General features: G+C 60.0%; 22 protein-coding genes and 3 pseudogenes. 14 read left to right on the top strand and 11 right to left on the bottom strand.

What is annotated here, in order from left to right:
- Positions 1 to 190: 190 nt before the first annotated feature.
- The 9 genes and pseudogenes from HMPREF1287_RS12815 to HMPREF1287_RS12390 form a co-directional block, all read left to right on the top strand.
- Positions 191 to 514, top strand: coding sequence for a DDE-type integrase/transposase/recombinase (locus tag HMPREF1287_RS12815; protein ID WP_330931620.1), 324 nt, complete (start codon positions 191 to 193; stop codon positions 512 to 514).
- A gap of 123 nt (positions 515 to 637) precedes the next feature.
- Positions 638 to 823 (top strand): integrase core domain-containing protein, encoded by a 186-nt coding sequence (locus tag HMPREF1287_RS12660; RefSeq protein WP_084519575.1) that lies wholly within the window; start codon positions 638 to 640, stop codon positions 821 to 823.
- Positions 824 to 839: 16 nt separating this feature from the next.
- A pseudogene (locus HMPREF1287_RS02035) lies at positions 840 to 1562 on the top strand (IS3 family transposase); the annotation flags it as partial.
- A 412-nt stretch (positions 1563 to 1974) separates the two neighbouring features.
- The gene (locus HMPREF1287_RS02025; RefSeq protein ID WP_023017862.1) at positions 1975 to 3078 is read left to right on the top strand and encodes an iron ABC transporter permease; all 1104 of its coding nucleotides are present in this window, start codon (positions 1975 to 1977) and stop codon (positions 3076 to 3078) included.
- Positions 3078 to 4121, top strand: a complete 1044-nt coding sequence (locus tag HMPREF1287_RS02020) for an iron chelate uptake ABC transporter family permease subunit (protein WP_023017861.1) — start codon at positions 3078 to 3080, stop codon at positions 4119 to 4121. Before HMPREF1287_RS02025 ends, HMPREF1287_RS02020 begins: the two co-directional genes overlap by 1 nt.
- 6 nt (positions 4122 to 4127) lie before the next feature.
- Positions 4128 to 5039, top strand: coding sequence for an iron-siderophore ABC transporter substrate-binding protein (locus HMPREF1287_RS02015; protein WP_023017860.1), 912 nt, complete (start codon positions 4128 to 4130; stop codon positions 5037 to 5039).
- Positions 5039 to 5821 carry an ABC transporter ATP-binding protein gene (locus tag HMPREF1287_RS02010; RefSeq protein ID WP_023017859.1) on the top strand — a complete coding sequence of 261 codons (783 nt, stop codon included), beginning with the start codon at positions 5039 to 5041 and terminating at the stop codon, positions 5819 to 5821. Before HMPREF1287_RS02015 ends, HMPREF1287_RS02010 begins: the two co-directional genes overlap by 1 nt.
- 196 nt (positions 5822 to 6017) lie before the next feature.
- On the top strand, positions 6018 to 6725 hold the full coding sequence (locus HMPREF1287_RS02005; RefSeq protein ID WP_023017858.1) for a DUF4232 domain-containing protein: 708 nt from the start codon (positions 6018 to 6020) through the stop codon (positions 6723 to 6725).
- 603 nt (positions 6726 to 7328) lie between these two features.
- Positions 7329 to 8280 (top strand): annotated as a pseudogene (locus HMPREF1287_RS12390) (IS3 family transposase); the annotation flags it as partial.
- 514 nt (positions 8281 to 8794) lie between these two features.
- On the opposite strand, the pseudogene HMPREF1287_RS01990 reads toward HMPREF1287_RS12390, so the two are convergent.
- Both HMPREF1287_RS01990 and HMPREF1287_RS12810 read right to left on the bottom strand, forming a co-directional pair.
- Positions 8795 to 9985: pseudogene (locus HMPREF1287_RS01990) on the bottom strand (IS256 family transposase); the annotation flags it as partial.
- Entirely contained in the window at positions 9986 to 10138 is a 153-nt protein-coding gene (locus HMPREF1287_RS12810) for a hypothetical protein (RefSeq protein ID WP_023017853.1), read from the bottom strand. It abuts the pseudogene before it with no gap.
- A 520-nt stretch (positions 10139 to 10658) separates the two neighbouring features.
- Between HMPREF1287_RS12810 and HMPREF1287_RS01980 the strand changes: the two genes are divergently transcribed.
- Genes HMPREF1287_RS01980 through HMPREF1287_RS01965 form a run of 4 tightly spaced genes read left to right on the top strand, consistent with a single transcriptional unit; the run spans position 10659 to position 14092 of the window.
- The gene (locus HMPREF1287_RS01980; protein ID WP_023017852.1) at positions 10659 to 11495 is read left to right on the top strand and encodes a DUF368 domain-containing protein; all 837 of its coding nucleotides are present in this window, start codon (positions 10659 to 10661) and stop codon (positions 11493 to 11495) included.
- Positions 11495 to 12382, top strand: coding sequence for an ABC transporter substrate-binding protein (locus HMPREF1287_RS01975; protein WP_023017851.1), 888 nt, complete (start codon positions 11495 to 11497; stop codon positions 12380 to 12382). Before HMPREF1287_RS01980 ends, HMPREF1287_RS01975 begins: the two co-directional genes overlap by 1 nt.
- Entirely contained in the window at positions 12375 to 13328 is a 954-nt protein-coding gene (locus tag HMPREF1287_RS01970; protein WP_005280304.1) for an amino acid ABC transporter permease, read from the top strand. The genes HMPREF1287_RS01975 and HMPREF1287_RS01970 overlap by 8 nt, the downstream gene beginning before the upstream one ends.
- A complete protein-coding gene (locus HMPREF1287_RS01965) occupies positions 13328 to 14092 on the top strand; it encodes an amino acid ABC transporter ATP-binding protein (protein ID WP_005280303.1) in 765 nt (254 codons plus the stop codon). The genes HMPREF1287_RS01970 and HMPREF1287_RS01965 overlap by 1 nt, the downstream gene beginning before the upstream one ends.
- 28 nt (positions 14093 to 14120) lie before the next feature.
- Here the strand turns inward: HMPREF1287_RS01965 and HMPREF1287_RS01960 are convergent, their stop codons facing one another.
- From HMPREF1287_RS01960 to HMPREF1287_RS01925, 8 genes are read right to left on the bottom strand one after another with little or no spacing between them, the layout of a single operon-like run.
- Positions 14121 to 14867 (bottom strand): sulfite exporter TauE/SafE family protein, encoded by a 747-nt coding sequence (locus tag HMPREF1287_RS01960; protein WP_005280302.1) that lies wholly within the window; start codon positions 14865 to 14867, stop codon positions 14121 to 14123.
- Positions 14864 to 15337 (bottom strand): pantetheine-phosphate adenylyltransferase, encoded by a 474-nt coding sequence (gene coaD / locus HMPREF1287_RS01955; protein ID WP_005280301.1) that lies wholly within the window; start codon positions 15335 to 15337, stop codon positions 14864 to 14866. The genes HMPREF1287_RS01960 and coaD overlap by 4 nt, the downstream gene beginning before the upstream one ends.
- A 15-nt stretch (positions 15338 to 15352) precedes the next feature.
- Positions 15353 to 15955 (bottom strand): 16S rRNA (guanine(966)-N(2))-methyltransferase RsmD, encoded by a 603-nt coding sequence (rsmD, locus tag HMPREF1287_RS01950; RefSeq protein ID WP_023017850.1) that lies wholly within the window; start codon positions 15953 to 15955, stop codon positions 15353 to 15355.
- Positions 15956 to 16168: a biotin/lipoyl-containing protein gene (locus HMPREF1287_RS01945; protein WP_005282633.1), complete on the bottom strand. Its 213-nt coding sequence runs from the start codon at positions 16166 to 16168 to the stop codon at positions 15956 to 15958.
- A gap of 19 nt (positions 16169 to 16187) precedes the next feature.
- Entirely contained in the window at positions 16188 to 18314 is a 2127-nt protein-coding gene (locus HMPREF1287_RS01940; protein WP_023017849.1) for an ATP-dependent DNA helicase RecG, read from the bottom strand.
- A gap of 2 nt (positions 18315 to 18316) precedes the next feature.
- Entirely contained in the window at positions 18317 to 19669 is a 1353-nt protein-coding gene (locus HMPREF1287_RS01935) for a DAK2 domain-containing protein (RefSeq protein ID WP_034653677.1), read from the bottom strand.
- Positions 19670 to 19679: 10 nt separating this feature from the next.
- On the bottom strand, positions 19680 to 20318 hold the full coding sequence (locus tag HMPREF1287_RS01930; RefSeq protein WP_005282628.1) for a uracil-DNA glycosylase: 639 nt from the start codon (positions 20316 to 20318) through the stop codon (positions 19680 to 19682).
- Between the two features lie 2 nt (positions 20319 to 20320).
- Positions 20321 to 21358 carry a thiamine-phosphate kinase gene (locus HMPREF1287_RS01925; protein WP_034653673.1) on the bottom strand — a complete coding sequence of 346 codons (1038 nt, stop codon included), beginning with the start codon at positions 21356 to 21358 and terminating at the stop codon, positions 20321 to 20323.
- Between HMPREF1287_RS01925 and HMPREF1287_RS01920 the strand changes: the two genes are divergently transcribed.
- Complete coding sequence (locus HMPREF1287_RS01920) at positions 21306 to 22205, top strand: DUF3515 domain-containing protein (RefSeq protein ID WP_023017846.1); 900 nt, start codon at positions 21306 to 21308, stop codon at positions 22203 to 22205. The two genes, HMPREF1287_RS01925 and HMPREF1287_RS01920, sit on opposite strands and share 53 nt — an antisense overlap.
- Before the next feature lie 15 nt (positions 22206 to 22220).
- On the opposite strand, the gene HMPREF1287_RS01915 is transcribed toward HMPREF1287_RS01920, so the two are convergent.
- A complete protein-coding gene (locus HMPREF1287_RS01915) occupies positions 22221 to 23288 on the bottom strand; it encodes a D-alanine--D-alanine ligase family protein (protein WP_023017845.1) in 1068 nt (355 codons plus the stop codon).
- Positions 23289 to 23290 lie beyond the last annotated feature (2 nt).

Here is a 23290-nt window from a genome sequence, read left to right as displayed (position 1 = left end):
GTTATCGCCAGTCCAAAGCCCGTGGGCTAAGTGCTCGTCGCCTTCGTGACGGCTGTTCTAGTTGAACGCATTAGTGCTGTTCATCGGGATAATTACGGTGTCTTAAGCGTGCGGAAAATGTGGCATGCACTTCACCGTGACGGAATCGACATCGGTCGTGAGCAAACCGCCCGGCTGATGCGCCTGGCCGGTGTTTCTGGCAAAGGCAAAGGCGGATCACCTATCACAACCCGCAAACCTAACGTGCCAGATCTGCGCCCGGATTTGGTCGAGCGTGAGTTCAAAGCCCAAGGCCTTAAACAGGCTGTGGGTGGCCGACATTACGTATGTGCGTACGAAGAAAGGCTTTGTGTACACCGCGTTTGTCACCGACGTTTACTCCCGGCGGATCGTTGGGTGGGCGTTATCAGATTCCATGCGCACCGAGGCATTGCCACTGCAAGCACTCAACCAAGCGATTGTAAGTGCGAGGGAAACAACAGGCCTTATTCACCATTCGGATCACGGCTTATAGTACGTCAGCGTTGTCTACAACGAGCGTCTCGCCCAGCACGGGATTGTCGCTTCCACTGGGACTGTCGGTGACTGAAATGACAATGCTCTAGCTGAAAACGTTAACGGCTCCTACAAGAACGAGCTGATCCATACTCGCAGGTGGAATGACGTTGTCGAAGTGGAAATCGCGACGTTTGAGTGGGTGTCATGGTGGAACGAGGTAAGGCTCCACCAAAGCCTGGGATATCGAACCCCGGCCGAGGTGGAAACCGAATTTTGGAAGAAGAACCCGCAACAGGGAATAATAGAAATCAAGGCAAATGCCTAGGAACAAAAGGGGCACTTCAATCCTAGAAAGCTTCGAGGCTAACAAGCATCGCTACGGCTACCGGCGAGTGTTGCTGGACCTGCGCAACAAGGGCTGGGTGGTCAACCACAAACTCGTCTACAAACTCATGCGCCAGATGGGTCTTCGAGCCAAGATTCGCCAACGCAGGCCGTATATTTCCTACGCAGGAACTATAAGCCACATCGCTGACAACAAACTCGACCGCAAATTCACCCCAGACACGCCAAACACCGTCTTTGTCAGCGACGTCACCGAGTTCAGGGTCGCAGGCCGAAAAGTGTATTTGTCACCGGTGATGGACTTGTTCGACCGCTCAATCGTCGCTTACACCGTGGCCACATCGCCGACGGCAGCGTTTACCGCCGATTCTTTGTCCAAGACGATCGCAGCCTGTGCACCGAAGCCTGGGTGGATGATGCACACCGATCAAGGATTCCAGTACCAGCATTCCTCCTAGCGTAACCTGATCGGTGACAACGGTAGTGTTCAGTCGATGTCGCGTAAAGCCAACTGCTACGACAATGCAGTAATGGAGAACTTCTTCGGGCACGTAAAGACCGAGATGTACCACGGGGAAGTCTTCGACACAGTCGAGGACTTTAACCAAGCCATCGAAGACTACATCCAGTGGTACAACACCGAACGCATCCAACAACGACTCAAGGGCCTGACCCCGATGCAATATCGGAATCAGACCCTTGAACCCCTCACCGCCTAGAATTAAACCAGTCCAACTTTCGGGGGCCAGTTCACCACGCGCCGCGGGGCCTCCTCGACGGTAAAGTCACCGAACTTGGTGGCCACTGTGACCGGATAGGCCGCGGCGTCGCCGTCAGCCGATGCCGACTGCGCCAACGATGCCGACGATGCCGACGATGCCGCCACCGAGTTGTCGGCCGCACCGGAATCGGGGTCCGACGAGCATGCGGCCACACCCCAGCCGACATGGGCGAGCGACAGGAATACCGCGGCCGAGCGACGAGTGCGGGAAGTCCGCAGAGACACAAAAGACTGTCGAATTGAGAAAAGTTAGCCTAACCAACATTAGGTGAACCTATCTCAAGCCGACGAACCTCCAGCAAGGAAAGACAATTCACGTATATCGGAGCAATTAGGGTAACCTTACCTACATGACATCGACGACTCTGCCGACACCGGCCGCGGGCACCCCGCGCGCCGCGGGCCACAGCAGACGACTCCTCGGCCTAGCCCTCCTCGTGGCCGCACTCGCCGCCCTTGTCTTCGCCAGCCTGGCACTGGGCGCCAAGGCGACTTCCATCTCAGAGCTCACCCAGGCCTGGCCCACCGCCTGGGAGATCCTGCGCGGGCACACCGACACTGCCCAGGCCGCCGGCACCGTGGGCAGCAGCGTCGCCGAGATCGCCGGAATCCTTGCCACAATGCGCATCCCGCGCACCGTGCTCGCCATCGTCGTCGGAGCTGCGCTCGGACTAGCCGGCACACTCGTTCAAGGCCTGACCCGCAACCCGCTCGCGGACCCTGGACTACTCGGCGTCAATGCGGGCGCCGCACTCTTCGTCGCGGCGGGCATCTTCCTCTTCGGGCTGACGTCCATGCAGTCGCACCTTTTCCTCGCCTTCCTCGGCGCGGGCCTGGCGGCGCTGCTCGTCTTCGGGCTCTCCGCCGGCGGCATCGGTCGCGGCGACACCCTGGGCCTCGTCCTCGCGGGTTCCGCCCTGTCCGCCGTCCTCGCGGCGGCCACGTCGGCCATCGTCTACATCGATCCCAACGCGCTCGACACCCTCCGCTTCTGGCAAGCGGGGTCCGTCACCGGACGCGGCTTCGACATCATCACCCCTGCGCTCGTGCCGCTCGCCATCGGCGCGGTACTAGCGCTGGCGCTGGGCCCGACGCTCAACATCCTCAATCTGGGCGCGGAGGCCGCGCAGGCGCTGGGCACCAACGTTGCCCGCGCCAATATCCTGGGCCTCGTGGCCATCACCCTGCTGGCCGGCGCGGCCACGGCAGCCGCGGGCCCCATCGGCTTCATCGGTCTCGTGGTGCCCCACGTCGCCCGCGGCATCACCGGCCCGGACTACAAGTGGGTCACCCCCTACTCCGCGCTGGCGGGCGCCTGCCTGTTGCTCGGCGCCGACATCGTGGGCCGCCTCATCATGCGCCCCGGCGAGCTCCAGGCGGGCATCGTCATCGCGTTGCTCGGCGGGCCGGCGTTTATCTGGCTCGTCCGGCACCGAACGGTGGTGAGCCTGTAATGAAGTACCTCAGCCTCGGAAAGTTCAGCTTCCTCTACCACCCGCGCACGCAAGCCTGGACCGCGGCCATCGTGGTCGCGAGCGCGCTCGTGTGGGTCATCAGCCTCGGCATCGGCGAGTTCCCCCTTAACCCCGTCGAGGTCATCGGCGTTCTGGCGGGCGGCGGAAACAAGCTCGAGCGCACCGTCGTCATCGACTGGCGCCTGGCCCGCTCGCTCGTGGGTCTAGCCGTCGGCGCCGCGCTGGGGCTCTCCGGCGCCATCACGCAGCGCATCGCCCGCAACGGCCTGGCCAGCCCGGACATCCTGGGCATCAACCAGGGCGCCACCGTGGCGGCCGTGGCCATCATGGTCTTCGGAGGATCTGCCGGGGCCGGCGGCGCGTTCGGTGCCTACGTCGGCATCCCGCTCGCCGCCATGGCCGGCGGTCTCGCCACCGGCGCGGCCATCTGGATGCTGTCCCGGCGCGGCGGGGTGGATATGTTCCGCCTCGTCCTCGTGGGCATCGGCGGCAACGCCTTCCTTCACGCCTTGGTCACGTACATGTTAGCCGCCACAGATCTCAACACCGCGGCCGCGGCCAAGGTGTGGATGGTCGGCTCGCTCAACGGCCGCACCTTCGAGCACCTATGGCCCACCCTGGGCATGCTCGTGGTGTGTGGCCTAGTGCTAGCCCGCATCGCCATCGATCTGCCCGCGCTGGAGCTCGGCGAGGATTCCGCCCAAGCCCTCGGCGCCCCCTTGAAGAAGATCAACGCGGCACTGCTCATCGTCTCAGTTCTACTGGCCGCGGTGACCGTCTCCGCCGTGGGCCCGGTGGGCTTCGTGGCCTTCGTCTCCCCGCAGATCGCCGCGCGCCTGGCGCGGGTCGGGGCGCCGCCCCTGGGGGCATCGGCGGCCATGGGCGCGCTCATCGTGTGCGTGTCCGACCTCATCGCCCGCTGTGCCTTCGGCTGGGAGATCCCGGTGGGCATCATTACCTCGGTCATCGGCGGACCTTTCCTCATCCGGCTGCTCTGGCAGCAAACTCGAACACGAAAGTAGACAACCATGCAACGACGTAACTTCCTCAAGATCACCGCCGGCCTCGGCGTCGCCGCCTTCGCTGCGGCCTGCTCCAAACAGGAGACTGCGCCGAGCGAGCAGGCGGCCACCTCCGCGGCATCATCCAGCGCCGCCGAGCAGCACCAGCGCGTGATCGCGCTCAACACCGGCCAGCTGGACAACCTCCTCATGCTGCGCATTCTCCCGGTGGGCGCGGCTAAGGCCAAGAACCTGGGCGTCGTCCCGGACTACATCCGCAACCGCTTCGGCTCCGACTTCGATCTGGACTCCATCGCGGACTGCGGCCTACGTGCTAACCCGGATCTGGAGACCATCGCCTCCCTGAAGCCCACCCTCATCTGCGCTAACTTGCGTACGGACGAGGCCATCCTGGAGCAGCTCAAGGCCATCGCGCCCGTCGTCACCGGTGAGGGCGGCGGCGAGAACTGGAAGCAGGACCTCCTCACCATCGCCGAGGCCGTGGGCAAGAAGGACTCCGCCGAGACCCTCCTGGCCGAGTACGAGTCCAACGCCAAAGCCTGGGGCGAGGGCTTATCCTCCAAGCCCACCGTCTCCTTCCTGCGTTCCAAGGACGACCAGTTCCAGCTCTACGGGGTCAACTCCATGGCGGGCTCCGTGGCCGCCGATGCCGGCCTGCCCCGCCCCGCCAACCAAAAGCAGATTAAGAAGGCTGGCCAGGACATCTCCGCCGAGCAGCTCTCCGAGGCCGACGCCGACTGGATCTTCTACGGCGTCAACGCCGGCGCTGCCGACCCCTCGCAGGCCGCCACGTGGCAATCTCTCAAGGCAGTGCAGGCCAACCAGGCCGTGTCCGTGGACTACGAGTCCTGGTACATGAACGCGTCCCTGCTCTCGGCCACCATCATCCTCCAGGGTCTGAAGGACAACATCAAGTAATGAACGCTCGACTTTCCGCGCACTCCGTCTCCGTCGGTTATGGCGATACCGTCATCAGCCGCGACGTCACGCTCGACATCCCCGACGGCCAGGTCACCACGCTCATCGGCGCCAACGGCTGCGGCAAGTCGACCCTCCTGCGCGGCCTGTCCCGCTTGCTCCCACTGTCGGAGGGCTCCGTCACCCTCGACGGGAAGAAGCTGGGTGACTACTCCTCCCGGGAGCTAGCCACGCGCTTGTCGCTGCTCCCCCAGTCCCCCATCACCCCTGCCGGCGTCACCGTCGCAGACCTCGTGGCCCGCGGCAGGCACCCGCACCAGTCCTGGCTGCAGCAGTGGTCCGCCTCCCACTCCGCCGCCGTGGACGAGGCCATGGCGCTCACCAACGTCTTTCAGCTGCGCGACCGCCCCGTGGACTCCCTGTCCGGCGGCCAGCGCCAGCGCGTATGGATAGCCATGGTCCTGGCTCAGGACACCGACATCGTCTTCCTCGACGAGCCCACCACCTATCTGGACCTGGCGCACTCCACAGACGTCCTCGAGCTCGTCTCCACGCTCAATAAGGAACAGGGCAAGACCATCGTCATGGTGCTCCACGATCTCAACTTGGCCGCCCGCTACTCGGACAACCTCGTCCTTATGAAAGACGGCTCCGTCACGGCCCTGGGCTCGCCCGAGTCCACCATCACGCCGCAGGCCCTGCGCGACGTTTTCGGCCTGGACTCCCGCGTCATCGAGGACCCCGTCACCGGCGGGCCGCTCATCGTGCCGGAGCGCCCATAAGCCCCGTCGTTCCCTGCGTTTTTCGATCATGGGAAAGGCGGCGGGAGTTCATCATGTTCACGCTTTCAGTCACAGGACGGCTACTGCACACTGTGTGACACATTCTGCGAATCGTTGCTCATTGCTAGCAAAGACTTAACAGACTCGTGACCAGTAATCTCTAGTCCCCGTCGTGCTGTGAAACTATCCTGTGGGCATGAAGAATCTGCGCGTACTCCTGTCCCTCAGCCTGCTGCTACCACTCGCCGCGTGTTCCGCCGGCGAGGAGGACACTGCGGCACCGTCGGCAGTCACGACCACCGTCGTTCACTCGGCCGACGCCCCTGCGGGTGACGATGCCGCCGACGGCACTGTCGGTGCTGGCGGTGCGGACGCCGCCGATACCGCCACGGCCGACAACGTTGCTTCCGGGGCCGCTCCCGGCGCGTCCGGCACCGCACCAGCCCCAGCATCCTCCACTATCCCGCCCTTGCCCGAGGGCGCCTGCGCCACCTCCCAGCTCTCCGCCGAGATCACCAACGAGCAGGGAGCCGCTGGCTCCCGACTCGTCGACATCGTGCTGACCAATACCTCTGGCGAGGAGTGCACCCTCACGGGCTTCCCCGGCGTCTCCGCCGTCACCGGCAACGACGGCACTCAACTAGGCCCCGCCGCGCTGCGTGAGACCGGCACCGAAGCTGCCACCGTGACGCTGGCGCCAGGGGCCCAGGCCCGCGCGGGGCTCAAGATCACCAACGTGGGATTGCTCGACGCGGCGGCCTGCCAACCTCAGGACGCCGATGGCCTGCGGATCTATCCGCCCGAAAACACCGACAGCCTCTATGTCGCAGTACCGGGCCTGCAGGGCTGCGCGGGCGAGGTCGACATCTTGTCTGTCCAGCCCATTACTGAGCTCTCCCCGTAAATCATTTCGATCTCCTAACAATTTCCAGCTGGTGATAGAACTCGGCTTCGCGCTTCGTTAGTCTCGGCCACGAGTTCGCCCCCTCGGACGAAGGACATACACCATGACCACTCTCCCTGTCCTCCTGCCCCAACGCACCGCGCGTGCCGCAGTAGCGGTGGCATCAGCAGCCGCGCTCGTTGCGTCCTGCTCCCTCCCCGACACCCGGCGCGAGGCAGCCCCGTCGGAATCCGCAGTGGCACCTGACTCGACCACGGCGACCGAGTCTGCCTCCAACCCAACAGCGACCTCGAGCACTTCCTCACGCGCGACTCGCAGCAGCACCAGCCCAGCTACGTCGAGCAGGGCGGCATCGACACGCAACTGGCCCGTATCCTTGGCCGAAGAAAGCTGCGACCCGAACGCCAGAGTCGCCGACACCGAAGTCGGCGAATTCGTTGACAAAGGCGAAGCACCAACGGCCATCGTTCATTTCCTGTCGACGGGAGGAGCCTGAACGCGGAGCGCCTCTCAAAGACTTCAAGGTCACCCAAGATTCTTTCGATGCGTGCGAGTGAAGCGTCCTCGGTTTAGTTCCTACCTCAGCTAAGGAAGGATTGAACTATGCCTAGAAAGTATTCCGTCGAGTTCAAGGAGAAGGCGATCCATCAGATCATCGAAATGGTCCGCCTGGAGTCCTGCGCACTGCAACGTGCCTACACAGAGGTCGGTGAGCTGCTAGGGGTATCTCACCACACGTTGCGGGCTTGGTACCGTGACAGCGCTTCAGTACGTGATGACTCTGACGCTTCAGGCGGCGAAACAATGGAAGAAGAGCTTGGGGCGTCTGCGCCGAGAAAACCGCGAACTGAAACGAGCAAACGGGATTCTTAAGACTGCTTCGGCTTTTTTCGCAGCGGAACTCAACCGACCCACGACCAAATGATCTCCTACATCGACGCGTATAAGGATCAGTTTGGGGCCCGGGGACATCTGCCGAGTCCTTAAACAAGCAGATCGTGGATTCATCACCTCACGCGGTTACCGCAAAGCCACCACACGCGTTCCCAGCGCAAGAGCCTTAAGCGATAGCCTTCTCATCCCAGAAATACAGCGTGTGCATGCGCAGAATTTCTCGGTCTACGGCATCCGCAAAATGTGGCACACTATGAACCGTGAAGGCTATCATATCGGCCGCGACAAGACCGCACGTCTGATGAAACTCGCAGGTGTTTCCGGCCGCCGACGTGGACGAACCCCTGTGACAACGATTAGCCCGAAGGCACCGGATCATCGCCCAGACCTTGTACAGCGAGACTTCCGTGCGCAGGCGCCAGGCAGGTTGTGGGTTGCCGACATTACCTACGTTCGCACCCTGTCAGGATTCGCCTACACCGCATTTGTCGTGGATGTATTCAGCCGAAAAATTGTTGGTGTCGTTACACGATCGACAATGCGCACCGACGCGCTGCCGATGGAGGCTTTGGAGCATGCGTTAACGACTGCAGGGCGAATTCATGGAAACCAGTTAATTCACCATAGCGATCGGGGCAGCCAGTACGTGTCACTGAAGTATTTCAGGTTAAGGGTCAGAAAGTGTGTCTGGGATCGGGGATTTTTACGCCCTGACCTTTAGGTTAGCGTCAGATATACGCTTTGGGAGCGTATATCTGGCCTTGGGGACGTAAATCCACGTTGTGGCTGACTGCCTGTGGTAGTCGGCGGTGGTGTGGTGCCCCAATGCCAAAGAGTCGACCACGCTGCCACTGCGGCGCCGATACCAAACGCAATGGAACAACCGGCCAGCATTCCTCTGGATGGCTGCGTAAGGCCTACGCTACACCCCAAAATAGGCCGTCCGGAATCCCCAGCGCCGCAGTATTTATCCAGCTCCTCGTGCGTATTGCACCTCTCGGACAGCTCAGGCGTAGCCAGCTCAATGAAATGAGGCTAGTGCCACACCACGTCGGGGCGGTGGTTAAACCGGTCTTGATTGGTGGCGTTGCCTAGGTACCACGACCGAGACTGCTCCAACACCATCTACGCCCCGTCAAGGGAGCGTGTCAAGTTGTTTGTGTGTGGGGCTAGGTTTATAGGTAATTGTCGAAGCGGTCGGGGTAGGCCACGGCCATTTGGTTGATGGCTTGTTTCCAGCCGGAAACTCGGGCTCCTTCCATGAGTCTGCCGGCTGTCGCTGAGACTCGTTTTCCCTGCTTCGCCCTCTTGGCAGCTCGTTTGTCTTCGATATTGCAGATCATCAGCCATAGCGTTTTGAGCGCTGAATCATCGTTGGTGAACTGCACCCTGTTGCGGGTAGCTTTACGCAGTTCATTGTTGAATGATTCAATCGAATTCGTCGTATAGATAACCTTTCTGGCCGCTGGTGGGAACTGGAGAAACGGTACGAAACGCTGCCAAGCATCTCGCCAGACCTTGACTGAGCGTGGATACTTTTCTCCCAATTCAGAGGCTTCAAATTCGTCTAAGGCAGCCTGAGCTGTTGTTTCATCCGCGGCGGTGTAAATCTTTTTCAACGCGGCCGATACGCCCCAGCGATCCCCATAGGCTACCCACCGGTTAGCGGCGCGAATCAGGTACACGATACAGGTTTGCACCATAGAGTTCGGCCAAGTTGCCTCAACTGCTTCAGGCAGGCCTTTAAGCCCGTCACAGCAGACGATAAAGACATCTTTGACCCCACGGTTAGAAAGATTGGCGCATACCTGCGCCCAAAATGAAGCGCCTTCTTCTTTGGCAATCCACAACCCCAAAATATGCTTGATACCGTCGAGATCCACGCCGATAGCCATGTACGCGGACTTATTGACCACCCGGCCACCATCCCGGACTTTAATGCGCAGCGCATCCAGAAAAACCACGGGGTAGAACTCATCTAACTGGCGGTTTTGCCAGACCATGACCTCATCGAGCACGGCGTCAGTAACCGCGGAAATCGTCTCATGGGAAATATCAACCCGCATCGCCGTTGCCATATGGTGCTGGATGTCCCTAATTGTCATCCCACCGGCATACAAGCTGACGATCATGTCATCGACATCAGTCAAACGCCTAGAACCTTTAGGAACCATAGTCGGCAAGAATGTACCAGCCCGATCCCTCGGGACATCAACGGTTAATGGCCCATAGTTAGAATCCACGGTCTTTGGATACGACCCGTTGCGGTAATTGTCTGTCCCAGCAGCAGCTTTAGCGCTCCTGTCGCCAGACTCGTAGCCCAAATGGGCATCCATTTCCGCGTTGAGTCCCCTGGTAATCGAGGCCTACAACATGCCGCGAACCAAGTCATTGGCATCCATTGTCGACCTGCCTAGGTCATCAATCAGCTTCGCGATCTCAGGGTTAGCAAGCAGCTTCTTTTCAATCGCATCAATCTTGGCCTTATCAGCCGGATCTCGTCGTGCCACACTAGTCATTCTGATCCATCTCCTCGTGCAGGTTAGGTACCCACACACAAACCATCAGACACTCTCATCATAGTTGTCAATTCGTTGTCACAAACCGGGTCATCGTAAATTATCCCCTGGTCAGACCATTAAATTACGGCAGGCCGCGTGAGTTCGAGTCTCACCAGGGGCACGGTACAACCCCGCTTCCTTCCGGAAAAATATCCACGAAGGAAGCGGGGTTTCGTCATGCCACTTTCTTTCTCTTACCACGGCCTCGATTCAGCGTATATCCTTCCGCGAATTGCATATTTACACAACGGCTAAGAAGCGTTATCTCTGCAAATTAATACCTTCTTACCTCGAGACTTTAAGCACAAGCCCATCTCATATAAGGTAGATAACCGTTAAAGTAATGAAAGATATGCAGGCTTAAGCCACCACGGGCGGTGCTACACCTCGCCGTACGGTCTTGAGCAACGAGCTTTTTGGCATCCCGAGTGGCCCGTCAACCGCAGTCATGTCTTATACCCAGGTAGATTTCTAATTTATGCACTATATTTTGAACGCCGTTCGTGGCGCCCTCATCGGTATGGCCGAGCTGGTTCCCGGCATCTCCGGCGGAACTGTCGCCCTCATCGTGGGGATTTATGAGCGCGCCGTCCGCAATGCCAATGACCTCATCTCCGGCAACTTTAAAAAGGTCGAGTGGTCCTTTCTGGGCTCCGTCGCCGTCGGCATGCTCATCGCCGTTTTCGGCTTTTCCACGCTCCTGTCCAACTTCGTCGACAACAACGTCTCTGCCTCCAGCGCGCTCTTTTTAGGCATGGTGGTCATCTCCATCATCGTTCCGCTTTCCATGTTGTCTAAGGCGGAGCGCACCGCCCCCTCCTCCATCATCGCGTTTATCGCTGCTGCCGTCGTGATTTTTATCGTCACGGGCTTTACCTCCGAGCCGCAGGATGACCCGAGCCTTATCGTGGTCTTCTTTGCCGCAGCGATTGCTGTATGCGCGCTAATTCTGCCGGGTATTTCCGGCTCGCTCATCTTGCTGACCATGGGGCTGTACCAGCCGATCATCGGCGCGGTATCGGACCGCGAGTTGGGCACCATGGGCGTCTTTGCACTTGGTGCCCTGTGCGGGCTCGCCGCCTTCATCAAATTGCTCAACTATTTGCTGAGTACCCACCGCGCTCCCACCCTGGCCGCCATGGCGGGCTTCATGCTGGGATCCCTGCGCGCCCTGTGGCCCTGGGGTGCGGACCAGGACGCCTCTTCGGGCGCCATCATCGGATACTTCATCCTCGGTGCCATCATCGTATCCATCTTCATCTACGTAGACCGCAGGAACGCACAAGCCATCGATGAAAGGACGGCGGAATATTAATGCCCTGGGCGATTAATCATCGACCACTAACGGCCGCCATCATGGCGTGTGTACTGCCCTTGAGCGCGTGCGTTGTCAACGAGGAAGATTCCACGCCGGAAGGCTGGGAAGAGCCAGATACTGATGTTGTTCCCGAAATCGCAGCGATGTACCACGACGATGATGGCGTGCTCACGGCGGGAACGAACCCGCCCTATGCCCCATTTCAGCTCAAGGACTCACACGGCGATCTGCAGGGCGTAGAGCTCGACCTCGCCCGTGCCGTAGCCGGGGTATTGGGCCTGAAGTTCCAAGCCTTGGAGCAAGATTTCTCCATGATCCTGCCAGCGGTCCAATCCGGCCAGATAGACATGGGCGCCTCCGGGTTTACGGATACGGCCGATCGCCGCGATGAGTTCGACTTCGTGGATCACCTCTATGCGGGCATTCAATGGGCTGAGCTTGTCGATGGACCGAATAAGGTCGATCCCTCTAACCCATGCGGGCTGACCGTAGCGGTTCAGCGCACCACCGTGTCCGAAACCGACGATGTGCGCCCCAAACAAGATGCCTGCGACGGCGACCTCACCGTCTTGTCCTATGACACTGGGGATAACGCCGCGCTCGCCGTCCTTATGGGCCGCGCCGATGCCCTATCCGCGGACTCGCCGGTGACCGCCTGGGCGGTCAATCGCTCCGAGGGAAAGATGCGTGCGGTGGGAGATATGTTCCAAGCCTCCCCTTACGGGTTCGCAGTACCGAAGGACTCGGACTTGGCAAAAGCCTCAGCTGCTGCCCTCCAACACCTCATTGATACCGGTGAGTACGCGGAGATCTTGGCCCGCTGGGGAATTGAAGATGGATTAGTAGACCAGGCGATGATTAATGAAAGGCCCATCAATGGTTAACGAGCACAAAGAGGAAGCCAGCGCGACTGCGCACCAGGAAGCACCCGCCAAGATTGAAGCCCGGCCACTGCGCCACCCTTGGCGGTGGCTCTGCGCGGTCGTGCTGCTCATTCTTGGTCTGTGGTTTGTCATTGCCTCCGCGCGCAATGAGGCCTTTGGGTGGGATACGTACTTCCAGTATCTCTTTGACCAGCGCATCGCCATCGCCTCCCTGCACACGATTGCAATCACCATCTTGTCCATGATCATTGGCGTGGTAGGCGGCGCCATCCTCGCCGTGATGCGCATGTCGCCCAATCCCATCCTGCGCGCCATTTCCTGGATCTTCCTGTGGATCTTTCGCGGCACGCCGATTTATGTCCAGCTGGTTTTCTGGGGCTTGCTATCTGCGATTTATCAATCCATCAACTTGGGCTTTGCAGAGGTCTCCCTGCAAAGTGTGTTGACCAATGCCTTCTTCTTGGCGGTCATGGGCTTGGGCCTCAATGAGGCCGCCTATATGGCCGAAATCGTGCGCTCGGGCATTTCCTCGGTGCCAGAAGGCCAAAAGGAAGCCTCCAAAGCCCTCGGCATGTCTTGGTGGATGACCATGCGGCGCACCGTATTGCCGCAGGCGATGCGCATTATCATCCCGCCGACAGGCAATGAGTTCATTTCCCTGCTCAAGACCTCGTCACTGGTGGTGGCCATCCCCTATACCCACGAGATCTTCGGCCGCGCCACCGATATTTCTGCAGCCCTCTTCCAGCCCATTCCGCTCTTGATGGTCGCCGCCTCGTGGTACTTGGTCATTACTTCCCTGCTCATGGTGGGCCAGTACTTCCTCGAGCGCCACTTTGAGCGCGGCGCCACCCGCGAGCTCACTGGGCGCCAACTTGCCGCGCTTGCCGATGCCGAAGGTACTATCCCCCGCAACGTCTCTGTAATCCAGGAGGGTAAAAAATAATGACTACTCCCATGATCTCCGCACAGAATGTGCACAAATCCTTCGGGCAATTCGAGGTGCTCAAGGGCATCGACTTAGAGGTCCAACCCGGCGAGGTAGCCTGCCTTTTAGGCCCTTCCGGTTCAGGTAAGTCGACCTTCCTGCGCTGCGTTAACCACCTGGATAAAGCCACGGCGGGCCGGCTTTATGTCGACGGTGAGCTCATTGGTTACCGCGAAAAGAATGGAATCCTCTACGAAATCAGTGAAAAGCAGGCTGCGCAGCAGCGCTCCGATATTGGCATGGTATTCCAGTCTTTTAACCTCTTCCCCCACCGCACGGTGGTAGAAAACATCATTGAAGCACCGATGCAGGTCAAGAAGGTGCCAGAGGATAAGGCCCGGAAGCGTGCCATGGAGCTGTTAGATGAGGTGGGACTGGCGGCGAAGGCCGATAACTACCCAGTCCAGCTTTCTGGTGGCCAGCAGCAGCGCGTTGCCATCGCTCGCGCCGTGGCGATGGATCCAAAGCTCATGCTTTTCGATGAACCTACTTCCGCCCTGGATCCCGAGCTCGTCGGCGAGGTCCTCCGCGTGATGAAGGATCTCGCGGCCCAGGGCATGACCATGCTCGTGGTGACCCACGAGATGGGCTTTGCGCGCGAGGTGGCGGATAAAATTTTCTTCATGGACGGCGGCGTAGTCCTCGAATCCGGTACCCCGGTTGAAGTGCTCGACAACCCACAGCAACCGCGCACCAAGGAGTTCTTGTCCTCGCTTCTTTAGGTAGGCCTCGCGCGGTGCCAGCCGCGCCCTAGGCTCCGTAGGTGACGACGCCGCGAATCAGCGCACTGAGAGCGCCGAGGCTAGCTACCGATAGCGACAGTGCGCGCGCGATATCCCTGGACACGATATGCGCGATGCGCGAGCCCAGCCAGATGCCGATGAACATGCCGGCAATGCCTGCGGGCCAAATAACCCAGGGCAGGCCATCGAATGTCGCGGCGCCGAGCGCGGTCTTGGTGATAACGGAAAAGAGCCCGCCCACCACAAAGATCGGTTGCAGGGTCGCCGTATACATGGCTTGGGGCCATTTGGCCGCCTGGGCGTAGACGGTAATGACCGGGCCGGCCACTCCGGCCAAGGTATTGGTAAATCCGCCAAGGATGCCCGCGGAAATGGCCGGCCCCTTGCCTTCCATCGGCGGGACGAACCTAGCGCCGTAGGTCACCACCGCCAAGGCGATGAGCAGTGCTGCACCCACCACTATCAATAGCCCTGCGGTATCGATCTTGCTAATCAACGCCGCGGCCGCCAGAGAACCGATAATCATCACTGGCGCAATGAGCCCGAACATTCTCCAGCTGACATTGCGGCGGACAGTGACCGTAGTAAGCAGAGCATTGACCGCCGCCAAGACGTTAATCACCAGGATGCCTTCTACCGGGCCCATCACCAGCATGAGAATGGGCCCGCCGATAAGGCCAAGCCCCATGCCAGAGACGCGTTGCAGCGTGGATCCCGCGACAACGACGGCAAAAATAATCAGCGCCAAAATCATCGGCGGTATTTTTCCTTCACCGCTTGTACTACCGGATCAGGAAGCATGCCAGTGACCTCGCCGCCGAATTGCGCGACCTGCTTGCACAGCGAAGAGCTGATGTAGCCGTACTTTTCATCGGTAAGCAAAAAGACCGTATCGATGCCGGACAAACGCCTGTTCATCTGGGCCATCGGCAGTTCGTACTCATAATCCAGGGAAGAACGCAGTCCCTTGACCAAAACGTCTACTCCGTGCTGCGAGGTATAGTCCACGAGCAGGCCGGACCAATAGTCCACGTTAATGCGCGAATCCACGCTCTGGCGGATGAGATCCATGCGCTCGTGCACGCTAAATAACCCTGAAGGCTTTTCTGGGTTGCCAGTAACGAGCACCGTAACCTCATCAAACATCTGGCTGGCGCGCTCAAAAATATTGACGTGGCCAAGAGTGATGGGGTCAAAAGACCCGGGGCACACGGCTGTGGTCATAAAATATCGCTTTCTCTAGTTATCTAAGGTGTCATCGGTTTCGTCGGCATCGTCGGTACCGGGACGGGTATAGACTGCCATATCCATGCGCGCGATGCCGAAGGTACGCTTCTTTAATTTCTGCCCCGTCGGCTCAAAACCTTCGGGCCAGTCGGTCTCGGGCGATTCGACATGGCGTTCAATGACCACCATCGCAGTATCTGTAAGCACTGGCTCTATTGCGGCGATGAGCCCGGCGACATCGTCAAAAGCATAAGGCGGATCGGCTAAAACCAGATCAAAGTAGCCGCGCGGGGCGCTGGCCAGATACGTCGATACCTTCCTTTCCTCCACGCGGGCACCAGGATGTTTCACCACGCCGATGTTGTGCTTGATGATAGAGACCGCCGCAGGGTTGGACTCCACCAACACTGCCTCATCTGCCCCACGGCTTAATGCCTCCAAGCCCAAGGCGCCGGATCCAGCGAACAGGTCAAGCACCTTGGATCCCGGGAACCCCCACCGGGCATTCAACGAGGAAAAGAGGCCTTCCCTCGCGCGATCGGCGGTCGGGCGGGTTCCCTCTGCCGGAACTTTAATCGTCCGCCCCCGCGCTTCGCCTGCAATAATCCGCGTCATTTACGCTTCTCCAATCTCCATAATTAAGTCTCCGCCAATTACATCGCTAAAATCCGCCACCGCAATGCGAGAAATCGTCCCTGGACCAGGGGACACGACCGGCGATTCCAGCTTCGTTGCCTCAACGGTAGCGAGCTCCTGACCAGTACTAATTTTCTCACCTACATCGACATGGCAGCGAACGATGCCCGCGAAGGGGGCGTAGATTTTCATACCTATAGCCTATCCCCTCTTAGTTTTTCTCCAAGTATTCCTGCTCGCTTTGGCTCAAATTCCGCGTCAGCTCCTCTGCCAACTGGGGATTGCGCTGAACCATGGCATACGCATCCGCGTGAGTACGCTCCACAATATCTTGGTCATCGGCAAGGTTGAGCAACCGCAGCGTCCGGTGGGTACCAGATTGCACCGCACCCAGAATATCGCCCTCGTGGCGTTGCCGAAGGTCTAATTCCGCAAGGTCAAACCCAGACGAGGTCTGGGCAATCTGGGTAATGCGCCGATACGAGGCCGAGTTCTCCTCCGCTTTCGTATGCATCAGGCAAATGGACGCATTGCCGCCACGTCCTACGCGTCCGCGCAATTGGTGTAGCTGGGAGACGCCGAAGTTTTCTGCCTCGCGGATGAGCATGACCGTGGCGTTGGGAACATCGACGCCCACCTCGATGACCGTGGTAGATACCAAGATATCGATTTCACCCCGGGCAAAAGAGGTCATGACCTCATCCTTATTCGGCATCTTGCCGTGCAAGATATCTACCCGCAGCCCCTTAAAAGGGCCAGCAGCAAGCTGTTCCGCCAGTTCAAGCACTCCGCCCTCGCCTTCGATGCGCGGGCAGACGATATAGGCTTGGTGTCCATGCGCCACTTCCTCACGGATGCGCTCGAGCGCCCGCGCCACCCAAATGGGCCGCCACTCCGCCACCACGGCGGACTGGATCGGTTTTCTTCCGCCCGGTAGCTCGGCGAGCATCGATACCGCGAGATCGCCGAAAATCGTCATGGCGATGGTACGCGGGATGGGGGTTGCCGTCATGACCAAGACGTGGGGACTTATCCCCTCGCGCGTCTTAGAGCGCAGGCTATCGCGTTGCTCTACGCCAAAGCGGTGCTGCTCATCCACGATCACCAAGCCCAAATCGAAGAACTCAACCGATTCTTGAATGATGGCATGCGTGCCGATGACGATATTCGCCTCACCCGAGACGATATCCAGGAGCGCTTGGCGCTTCTCGGCGGTCCGCATGGATCCGGTTAAGAGCACAACCTTGACGCCTTCTGGCACGGACGTACCAATCGAGGCCGCATGCTGGGAGGCCAAGACCTCAGTGGGAGCAAGCAGCGCCGCCTGGCTTCCGGCATCGATGGCCTGCAGCATGGCGCAGGTGGCGACCATCGTTTTTCCCGAGCCCACCTCGCCCTGCAACAGACGCATCATGGGTAAGGAACCGGACAGGTCATCATCAATCTCAGTAATGACCCGGCGCTGGCCTTGCGTGAGTTCAAAGGGAAGATGGGTCAATAACTCTTCGCGGAAACCGCCCAAAATAGCGGGCATCGCCGGCGCCGTGTGCGCATGCGCATCGCGCTGGCGCAGCGCCATGACCAGCCCAATGGAAAGCGCCTCGTTGTACTTGAGTCGCTGAACCGCGCGTTGCGGGCCAGCCGCGCCGGGCTCATGGATTTCGCGCACCGCTTGATCCAGGCTGATAATCATCTGCTGGTCCAAAGGCTCCCGGATGGTGGGGGTATGCGCGAGCACGTAGTGGATGGCTCCCATGAGGTACCACGAGGTGATCTTTGCCGTGGCGGGATATACCGGTATCCATTCCCGCTCGAGCAATAATTTATCGAGCCGGCCGAATTGGGACAGGTTGCGCAGGGACCCGGTCGCCTTCTGTGGCTTTTTCTTTCCCGCCGCAGGCGCCTGGTAGGCGGCAAGTTCCCCGTCTGGGCGCCCGAAGGCATCGATTTCTACGAAATCCGGCTGTTGTAGCTGGGGCTGCTGGCGGAAATATTTCAATTTTCCGCTCATCATAACCCGCTGCCCACGGTGGAGCATGCGCAAGACGTACATGGCATTAAAAAACGTGGCGATAATATGACCATCGAGCTGGACGTTGATGATGGTGGTCTTGCCCGTATCGCGGGTCGTTATTCCCGTTACGGTTCCGGTAATGGTGACGATATCGCCCTCGGCGGCATCGCCAAGCCCCACGTCTTGATTATGACGGATGTAATCGCGCGGATAGTGCGCCAAGAGCTCCCCGCAGGTCTTATATCCCAGCGCCTTGGTGATCTTGGTAGCGTCTTTTTTATCCAAGACATCGGTCAACGGGCGATCATCTTGCCAGCCAAGCATCGCTATTCCACCCCGATCTCGGTAGGAATATCCGGCACTTGCAAGGCCACTACATCGACGCCTAGCTCGGCCGCCAGCTCTTCTTGCGAGATGGCAAGCGGGCTAATGACCGTGACCTGTTCCCCGCCGGCGGCCAACAACTGGCGGCACGTCTTAGCGATGGCTGCCGCAGATTCTTCTTCCGGGTGCGCCACCCGCATCGACTGCGCAGCATCGCGCATGGATTCTACGACCGCGGCGGTATCCGCATTATCCGGTTCATAGACGGAGATGGCGGCCAGCCCCGCCGCAAGGGAAGAAATGTCCACGGTATGCGCTGCAGTTGCGTGTTCTTCTAGCCCGCTGGATAAAACGATGTCCTCGCCCGCCGCGTGGATGGTTTCTCCTGGTTCGACCACCGTAACCCCAGCGGACTGCACCAGCTCGGCCATGGGGCCGGCGGGCACCGCGGCATAGACGGTGCGCGTATGACCGGCGCCAGTGTCTCCGCGCGGGGCCGAGGTTTCCGGAAGTGCCTCAAGGCGCAGGTTGCTGACAGATCCTGCGGCAAAGGCGGTTTCGATGACCTTGCCGGCTTGGGTGGAATGGATGTGGATCGAAGCGCTATCGTCACTTGCTTGCGCGATGACCAAGCTCGTGCCCAGGGGGGCAATCTTCTCCTTCAATGCTGCGCTATCGCCTTCGAAAAAGAAGACCACCTCAAGTTCGGTGACGGCCTCCGGCATGGATTCGGCTGCGTGGCTGGTAGTGCCCTCGATTTCTGCGAGGAGGGCTTCTAAAAGGATGACCAGGCCGGCACCGCCTGCATCTACCACCCCAGCTGCACGCAGTTCTGGCAGCTGCGAGGGCGTTTCCGCAAGGGCTTTCTGGGCGGCGGAAATCGTCTCCGCTACGACGCCGTGAAAACTAGATTCGGGTTGCCGCGCGGTGCTTTCCGCTGTTTCTGCGGCGCATCGCAGTACGGTAATAACCGTTCCTTCCACCGGTTCCGCAATCGCGCGGTCCACGAGCTCTACCGCATGCATAAGCGAAGCTGCAAAGATGGCGCCATCGATGGTGGAATCCACGGTGGCCTCCGCGACCCCGCGCAAGACCTGCGAGAGGACCATTCCGGAATTTCCCCGCGCCCCGCGCACGGCCCCCATCGCAAGCGCGGCCGCAACGTCGCCTCCGCCCTTTTCCACCTCGGCGACGGCGGCTTCCATGGTGTGCGCCATATTCGAGCCGGTATCAGAATCCGGCACCGGAAAAACGTTGAGCGCATTGATTTCGGCGCGCCGATGAGAAAGCTCGCCTACAGCGCGGTGCGCCCAATTGCGCAATCCGTGAGCGTCCAGCGTGCTGGGGTATGACATGCGCAATAGTTTACAAGTCCCACGCGATCTCCCGCGCGCCTTGGTCCCGCAAAAGGGCGTTTGCCCGGGAAAATGGGCGGGAACCAAAGAACCCCCGGCTGGCCGAAAGCGGCGACGGGTGCGGCGAGGTAATGCAGGGCACATCGGGAAGGAAGCGCTCGCAGGATTGGGCATCGCGGCCCCATAAAATCGCGACCATCGGGGTGCGGTTGAGGGCGCGGATGGCGGCCTCGGTCACCTCTTCCCAGCCGATGCGCCGGTGCGATCCCGCCTGCCCCGGCGCCACGGTCAGCACCCTGTTCAGAAGCAGTACCCCCTGGTCGGCCCAGGCGCTCAGATCGCCGTCTTCGCGCCCGCGAACGCCCACATCGTCATACAGCTCACGGTAAATATTGACCAAGGAGCGCGGGGGTTTGACCCCCGGCTTGGTGGAAAAGGCCATCCCCATCGCGTGGCCCGGGGTGGGATAGGGGTCTTGGCCAACGATGAGCACGCGGACATCATCAAGCGGCATCTGCAATGCCCTGCACACGTCTTCTGCCGGCGGCAGGTAATCCTGATTGTCCAGCGCCTGAGATATCCGTGGCCACTGCTGCTCCAGCACCGGCGCGAGGACCGGTTCCCACGAGGGATGGTAAGTCGGGTGCATATCTAAAATCCTGCCCACCCTTCTGCATAACGGGGTTGTTTACCATCCACTGTAACGCCGCTGCCGCGCGAGACGGTGCCAATTTCCCGGAACCCCGAAGGCGCCTGCTTTGCGGTGGTTCCAATTAAGGTATGGTCCTCGCCGCCGGCCAGGACCCACTGCCAAGGATCGCAATCGAGGACGGTGGCCGCGGCGTGCAGGAGTGGATCGGGCTGGATGGCATCGGCATCCAAATCGATGTGGACCCCAGAGCGCTCCGCCATGGTTCCGCAGTCTTGAATGAGGCCATCGGAATTATCTGTCATGGCGGTGACCTCGGCGGCGCGGGCGATAACGCCGCGGCCGGGGCTGAGCCAGGGGGCGCAGTGGGCATCAATAAGTGGGTACAAATCCGCATGCTCTGCCGGCAGGTCGCGGCCAAAGCGCTGCAGCAAAGATAAGCCTGCCGCCGCGTGGCCAATCGCGCCATGGGCTACGACCTTCTGGCCCGCGCGCGCCGCATCAAGGGTCAACGCTGCCCGGCTACCGCCCAAAAAGCCGACGGCGGTGATGTTGATAACCAGCAGGTTCGATTTCGTAATATCTCCGCCCACCAGCTCGGCGTTGTAAAAAGAGCAATGCTCGGCGATGCCCTTAGCCACGCCCCTGACAAAGCTCACCGACGTATCCCCCGGTGCGGCGATGGCTAAAAGGGCCGCCACTGGGCGCGCGCCCATGGCCTCGATATCGGCGAAGTTGCGCAGGATGGCCTTCTTGCCAATTTCGCGCGGGGTGGACCATTCCCGCAGGAAGTGCCGGCCATCTACCATCAGATCGGTAGAGGCCACCGTGCGCGAATTGGGTGGCGCCGCAAAAAGCACAGCAGCATCATCCCCATTCAAGCTGCTGGGAGCGGCCGCTGTGATTTCTCGAATCACCGCCTGCTCCCCCACGTCCGCGAGAGTCTGACTTAAGTTCACCGGCATCCTTTCGATAAAATGAACCCCTATGACATCCCAATTTAACCGCACCGCGATCTTCATTTCACTTGGGTTGTCCATAGTGATGGTTTTAGCGGTCCTTTTCGGCGCGAAATACGTATTCACAAACACGGCCAAGGCCCCCGTGGCGGTCTCCCCGGTGGATTCGCCAGAGGCCGATTCACAGGCGTGCACGGACTTTGTGCATGCGCTTCCCGATGAAGCCATGGGCCAACCGCGCGCCGATATTGCAGAGCCCGTCCCCGCCGGCGTTGCCGCCTGGGCCGCTAACTCCCAGGAAAAGGTGACGGCGCGCTGCGGTGTTGCCATGCCCTTCCAGTACACCGATTACTCCACGACGCAAGACGTCGACGGTGAGCAGTGGTTCAAGGTCAAGGATGCGACCTCTGGTTCTAACCTCTCTACCTGGTATTCGACCCAGCGCTTCCCGGTCGTGGCGGTAACGACCTTTAATGATGAAAAGCCGCAAGACCTCAACGAGGCCGTTGCCACCCTGGAGAACAAGCCGGCCGAAACCCACCCGGCACCCTTGCGCGATCTAAAGGCGGCAAAAAATGACCGCTGTACCGCGGTAGAAAAGGCGCTACCGGATGAGATTGCGGATGGCTACCACCGCCGCGAGGTGGACGACAAGGACACCTACGTGTGGAGCTCTGAGGGGCACGAGGACATCGTCGTGCGCTGTGGCGTCGCCCAGCCGGAAAATTACGAGGCGGGCGTGCAGCTCCAGCAGGTCAACGATATTGCCTGGTTTGAGGATACGACCTTGGCCCAAGGCACGACCGCAGGAACCTGGTTTGCGCTCGGCCGCGAGAATTACCTAGCGCTGCACGCCCCGCAGGATTCCGCGCAGGCAGCACTGGTGGCGCTCAGCGATATCACCGCGAAGCACGTCCCAGAAAGGTAAAAGGAAGCCGCAGACCTATGCGGTGCGGGCCTCTGCGCTGGCGATGAGTACCTCAAGCAACGAGGGATAATCCACGCCAGAGGCCGCCAGCACCTGCGGATACATGGAAATCGGGGTAAATCCCGGCAGGGTATTGACCTCGTTGATGTACAGGCCCTCTTCGGTAACAAAGAAATCCACGCGGGACAGCCCGGTGCAGTTAAGCGCCTTAAAGGCCCGAATCGCCATATCGCGCAATTGCGCCGTGAGTTCTTCTGGGAAAGGCGCGGGAATTTGGGCCGTGACCACGTTATCTAGGTATTTGGTCTCAAAACCATAAAACCCTTCATCGGAGTCATCGATGCCCTTAAGCAGCGCCGGCACAGAGGCAATAAGCTCGCCATCTGGGTATTGCAGGACGCCGACCTCTACCTCGCGGCCGACGATCTCTGGCTCAACCAAAATCTTGTCATCGTCTTCCAATGCAATGCGCACGGCTCCTGGGAAATCCGCCCAGTCGCTTACCTTGGATACGCCAATCGAGGATCCCCCTCGGGCAGGCTTGACGAAGACCGGCAGGCCGAGGCTGTCTTTTTCCTCCGCGGTTAATTCCGTACGCCCCTGCACGATGACCTCTGGCGCCACCGGCAGGCCCGCTGCGGATAGAATCTTCTTGGTAAATTCCTTGTCCATTCCCACCGAGGACGCCAATACGCCGGGGCCCACATAAGGGATTCCGGAGAGCTCGAAAAGCCCCTGCATAGTGCCGTCTTCACCATAGGGTCCATGGAGAATGGGAAAGATAACGTCAACCTGGGCATACAGCGAACCGTCACTAATCGTGCGGATTTCGCCCTTGCGCGTTGGATCCGCAGAAAGCGCCAATTCCGTGCCGCGCTTGACCTCAGGCATGACGCCATCGACGATTTCTAAGCCCTCGGTATCGCCCGGTGTCCACGTGCCCTCGCGCGTAATGCCGATGGGCACCACCTGGAATTTTTCCGGGTCGAGGTGCTTCATAATTGCGCCTGCGGATACGCAGGACACGGAGTGCTCGGTACTGCGGCCACCGTAAAGGACGGCCACGCGGGTCTTTTCAGTCATGG

Source organism: Corynebacterium sp. KPL1986 (genome assembly GCF_000477975.1).
Classification (GTDB): Bacteria; Actinomycetota; Actinomycetes; order Mycobacteriales; family Mycobacteriaceae; genus Corynebacterium; species Corynebacterium accolens.
The sequence above is the reverse complement of the archived record's forward strand: the minus strand, read 5'-3'. Positions and strand labels throughout refer to the sequence as shown.